Genomic DNA, 3,755 nt, shown 5'->3' with positions numbered 1-3,755 from the left:
TTCCAGGCGTGCGACTTAAACCACTCATCCACCGCTCCGAGCCTTAGATTGTAGCAGTGGAAAATCGGATTTCAGGGAGGTTGCCGCAATTCTTGTTGGCTTGCATGCAGTGGCAGCGACCGTGGGTTTTTTTACCAATTTGTGATCTGCGTCGTTCTGCGGAAGCTTTTTGTCCTTAAACTTCGCCACTGCTTGAATTCCTTGTCCCTTACTTGGCCCAAAGCCCGATTGCCTCATGAAATTTCGTTTTCCCATCGTCATCATTGACGAAGACTACCGCTCAGAAAACACATCAGGCTTGGGCATCCGTGCTTTGGCCGACGCCATCGTTGCCGAGGGCTTTGAAGTCTTGGGCGTCACCAGTTACGGCGACCTGTCGCAATTTGCGCAGCAGCAAAGCCGCGCCAGCGCCTTCATTTTGTCGATCGACGACGAAGAGTTTTCACCCGGGCCCGATTTAGATCCTGCTGTCATCAACTTGCGCGCTTTCATTGATGAAGTGCGCCGCAAAAATGCCGACGTGCCGATTTATATCTATGGCGAGACCAAGACCTCGCGCCATTTGCCCAACGACATCCTGCGCGAGTTGCACGGCTTCATCCACATGTTTGAAGACACGCCCGAGTTCGTGGCGCGCCACATCATCCGTGAGGCCAAGAGCTACCTAGAGGGCGTGCAGCCGCCGTTTTTCAAGGCGCTGCTCGATTACGCCGAAGATGGCTCGTACTCGTGGCATTGCCCCGGTCACTCAGGTGGCGTGGCGTTCTTGAAGAGCCCAGTGGGTCAGATGTACCACCAGTTTTACGGCGAGAACATGTTGCGGGCCGACGTGTGCAACGCGGTGGAAGAGTTGGGCCAATTGCTGGACCACAACGGTTCCATCGGCGAAAGCGAGCGCAACGCAGCCCGAATCTTCAATGCCGACCATTGCTTCTTCGTGACCAACGGCACCAGCACCTCCAACAAGATCGTTTGGCACCACACGGTGGCGCCTGGGGACGTGGTGGTGGTGGACCGCAACTGCCACAAGTCGATCTTGCACGCGATCATCATGACTGGCGCTGTGCCTGTATTCATGAAGCCCACACGCAACCACTTTGGCATCATCGGCCCGATTCCCAAAAGCGAGTTTGAGCCTGCTGCCATCATGGCCAAGATCAAGGCCAACCCGTTGCTCAAGGGCGTGGACCCCAAGAAGGTCAAGCCACGCGTGATGGCGCTCACGCAGTCTACTTATGACGGCGTGCTGTACAACACCGAAACCATCAAAAGCATGTTGGACGGCTACGTCGAGAATTTGCACTTTGACGAGGCATGGTTGCCTCACGCGGCCTTTCACCCGTTTTATGGTCCTTACCATTCGATGGGCAAAAAGCGCGCCCGTCCGAAAGAGTCGGTGGTCTATGCCACGCAATCCATCCACAAGTTGCTCGCGGGCATCAGCCAAGCCAGCCATGTGTTGGTGCAAGATGCGCAAAACACCAAGCTGGACAGGCACTTGTTCAACGAGGCGTACCTGATGCACACCTCGACCAGTCCGCAGTACAGCATCATTGCCAGCTGCGATGTGGCCGCCGCCATGATGGAGCCACCCGGCGGCACTGCGTTGGTGGAAGAAAGCATTGCCGAAGCGTTGAATTTCCGCCGTGCGATGCGCAAGGTGGACGAGGATTACGGCAAGGACTGGTGGTTCAAGGTTTGGGGGCCCGAAAAGTTTGCCGACGAAGGCATTGGCCGTGCGGATGACTGGATTCTGCGCAACGATCCCCGCAAAAAGGCCAGCAAGTGGCATGGTTTTGGTCAGCAATTGGCCGATGGCTTCAACATGCTGGATCCGATCAAATCGACCATCGTGACGCCTGGCCTGAACCTCGATGGCAAGTTCGATAAGACAGGTATCCCGGCTTCGATCGTCAGCAAGTTTCTGACCGAGCACGGCGTGGTGATTGAGAAAACTGGCTTGTACAGTTTTTTCATCATGTTCACCATCGGCATCACCAAGGGCCGCTGGAATACGCTGCTCACCGCGTTACAGCAGTTCAAGGACGAGTACGCCAAGAACCAGCCGATGTGGAAAATCATGCCGGAGTTCTGCCAGAAATATCCGCGATACGAGCGCATGGGCTTACGCGATTTGTGCCAGCACGTTCACGAAATGTACGCCAAGTACGACATTGCCATTTTGACCACCGACATGTATTTGTCGGATTTGGCCCCGGCCATGCGTCCTTCAGACGCTTATGCCCACATTGCCCAACGAAAGACCGAGCGGGTGGAGATCGATCACTTGGAAGGTCGCATCACCGTGGGTTTGGTCACGCCTTACCCACCAGGCATTCCGCTCTTGATTCCTGGCGAAGTCTTCAACAAGAAGATCGTGGACTACCTCAAGTTTGCGCGCGAGTTCAACGAGAAGTGCCCGGGTTTCGAGACCGACATCCATGGTTTGGTCGAGATCAAGGACGACGATGGCAAGAAACGGTACTTTGCGGATTGCGTGAAGGCCTGACCCTTGCTTTCGGTGAGGGGCTCTTGTGTATTTGAGTCCTCGGGGAGGGCAGGTGAGCTGGGGCCCTGTGCGGGGGCTCAGAGGCGCTTCGCTTTGCCACATCGCCCCCGCACAGGCCCCCAACTCACCTGCGGGGGAGAATTGAAAAAAAACGGCTGATGCCGCTTTTTTCAATTGCTGGAGATGTTTGCTCTATTCCACTTTTTATGGCTAGTGGCCAAGCACTGTTGGTTGGTCAAGCCCGAGCGCCCGAGCAGTCCTGCCACGTTCACTTAGCCCAAGGCCCCAGTAACAACCACTCAGCCTGAGGTGAGGTGGGTGCTGAACCGGGCGATTTGGCGAGCGAAGCGAGTTATGAGCCCGGGCAGCGCCCGCCTTGCCTCAGGCGGTGTATGAAAAAGCAGAGACCAGGCTTTAAAAAGAGCAGTCCCAGAACATGCATCAAGCCGCAGCCGCTGGCTCAGCAATGCCACCGACCACTTGGCTAAAACCACCGTCCACATAGGTGATCTCGGCCGTCACGCCCGCTGCCAAGTCGCTCAACATGAACGCCGCCACATTGCCCACATCCTCAATGGTCACGTTGCGGCGAATCGGTGAGGCTTCGGCCACCACCGACAAAATCTTGCCAAAACCCTTGATACCACTGGCCGCCAGCGTCTTGATGGGACCGGCCGAAATGCCGTTGGCCCGCAGCCCCCGGTTTTGGCTGCCCAGCGACTCGGCCAGGTAACGCACCGAGGCTTCCAAGCTGGCTTTGGCCAGGCCCATGGTGTTGTAGTTGGGCACGGTGCGGATCGCGCCGAGGTACGTCAGGGTCAGCACAGCCGACTTGTCATTCAGGTAAGGCAGGGCCGCTTTGGCCATAGCGGGGAAGCTGTAGGCGCTGATGTCATGGGCGATCTTGAAGCCCTCGCGCGACAAACCGTCCAAAAAATCACCGGCAATGGCTTCGCGTGGCGCGTAGCCAATGGCGTGCACAAAACCGTCGAACTTGGGCCAAGTGGCGGACAAGTCTGTGAAAAGCTGCGCAATCTGCTCGTCACTGCCCACATCGCAATCAAAAATCAGCTTGGAATCAAAATCGGCTGCGAATTCGGTGATGCGGTCCTTGAAGCGCTCGCCCACGTAGCTGAAAGCCAGTTCAGCGCCTTGCGCATGGCAGGCCTTGGCGATGCCGTAAGCGATTGAGCGGTTGGACAACACGCCGGTGATCAACAACTTTTTGCCTGACAGAAATCCTGTT

Annotated in this window: 2 protein-coding genes; one reads left to right on the top strand and one right to left on the bottom strand. The window is 56.5% G+C overall.

Features of this window, described 5'->3' with window-relative positions; translation table 11 throughout:
* Positions 1-235: 235 nt before the first annotated feature.
* Positions 236-2,509, top strand: a complete 2,274-nt coding sequence (locus Q0341_RS11555; protein WP_299513412.1) for an arginine/lysine/ornithine decarboxylase — start codon at positions 236-238, stop codon at positions 2,507-2,509.
* 441 nt (positions 2,510-2,950) lie between these two features.
* Here the strand turns inward: Q0341_RS11555 and fabI are convergent.
* A partial coding sequence (gene fabI, locus Q0341_RS11550; RefSeq protein WP_299513410.1) for an enoyl-ACP reductase FabI occupies positions 2,951-3,755 on the bottom strand: 805 nt, incomplete at its 5' end.

The sequence above is a fragment of the uncultured Limnohabitans sp. genome, assembly GCF_937889215.1.
GTDB lineage: Bacteria > Pseudomonadota > Gammaproteobacteria > Burkholderiales > Burkholderiaceae_C > Limnohabitans_A.
Note: the sequence above shows the minus strand (reverse complement) of the source record. Positions and strands in the feature narration are given on the sequence as shown.

Bases quoted from the DNA above. Each gene is read 5' to 3' on its own strand.
- Q0341_RS11555 (WP_299513412.1), top strand. From the start codon at position 236: ATGAAATTTCGTTTTCCCATCGTCATCATTGACGAAGACTACCGCTCA.